The 1259-nt window shown below is 75.1% G+C and carries 2 protein-coding genes; both read right to left on the reverse strand.

The genetic code is table 11. From position 1 onward, the window contains the following. Nucleotides 1-901, reverse strand: a 901-nt coding sequence (locus H5J29_RS33215; RefSeq protein WP_220188232.1) for a glycosyltransferase, incomplete at its 3' end; no start/stop codon positions are given. A gap of 139 nt (nucleotides 902-1040) precedes the next feature. Then, nucleotides 1041-1259 (reverse strand): hypothetical protein (locus H5J29_RS33220; protein ID WP_220188233.1); only part of this gene is annotated, 219 nt, incomplete at its 5' end.

Raw genomic sequence — 1259 nt, forward strand, 5'->3', positions numbered from 1 at the left:
ACTCCGGGGTGAGGATCTCGGGCAGGGCGCCGCGCGCGAACCCGGCGACTGGGGTGCCGCAGGCCAGCGCCTCCGCCACGACCAGGCCGTACGGCTCGTCCCAGCAGGGCGAGACGACGGCGACCGACGCCGTGCCGAGCACCGCCGCGAGGCTGCGGTGGTCCAGGTGTCCCTCGTAGGTCACGGCCCCGCCGAGCAGCGGCTCGACCTCGTCGGTGAAGAACCGGCGGTCCGGCGTGGGCCCGACCACCAGCAGCCCGACGCCCGCGGCCCGGGCCGCGCGGATCGCCTCCACCGGGCCCTTCTCGGGCACGATCCGGCCCGACCAGACCGGCCTCCCGCCGCCGGGTCCGGGCGTCCACGTCGCGGTGTCCACGCCGTTGAGCACCACGGTCGCGTCGGCACCGAGCGGACGCCACTGGTCGGCGGTGTGCGTGCTCACCGCGGCGAACCGGAGCCTGCCGGGGTCGCCGGTGCGCACCGCGGACTCGAGCCACGGCGTCGGCGGGGTGTGCAGCGTCGTCAGCACGGGGGCGGGCAGGCTGGGCGCCATCGCCAGCGGGAGGTAGTGCAACGAGTTGTTGTGCACGAGGTCGAAGCCCTGGTCGCGACCGAGGTCGAGGAGCAGCCCGAGGTAGGCGTGGTGCTCGGCGAGGAACCAGTCCGCGGGCATGCCGACGTCACTGCGCGCCGACGCGGAGATCGGCGGCAGCGCCGGCATCGGACGGACCCCGAGGCTCTCGTCCGAGCCGGGCGCCCCGAACACGACGACGTCGTGGCCGCGGCCCCGCAGCCGGTGGGCCAGCTGCCAGGTGTGGGCCTCGAGGCCGCCGGGGAACGGTTCGCGGATCGGGTACCGCGCGGAGGCGACGAGGGCGATGCGGCGGGTCGTCACGGCCACGTGCGGGCGCGGTGCCGGGTCATGTTCGGGGCTCTCCTTCGACGTGCGGGCATGCCGAAGCCGCCGCGCGAGGCGGCTCGGATGCCGTGCTGATGGTCGACGAGCTGCTGCTGAACCCGACGACGAAATCATCCGTTCGCTACCCGGTCCCGGCGACTCGAACCCTCAGCCCGAGGAGATCCAGAGTCGCCACGTGCCGGGCCAGGCCCGCCTCGACCCACTCCGGGTGATCGGCGTACCAGGGCAGATGGGCACTCCTGACCTCGGCGGCGGTCACCGGTGTGCCGTTCACCTCCCAGTGCGGGCGCGGCACGGCGTCGAGCCCGAGGGCGTCCACGACCGCGGCGTCGAGCGGCGC

Origin of the sequence: Pseudonocardia pini, from assembly GCF_013870575.1 — a bacterium.
Classification (GTDB): Bacteria; Actinomycetota; Actinomycetes; order Mycobacteriales; family Pseudonocardiaceae; genus Pseudonocardia; species Pseudonocardia pini.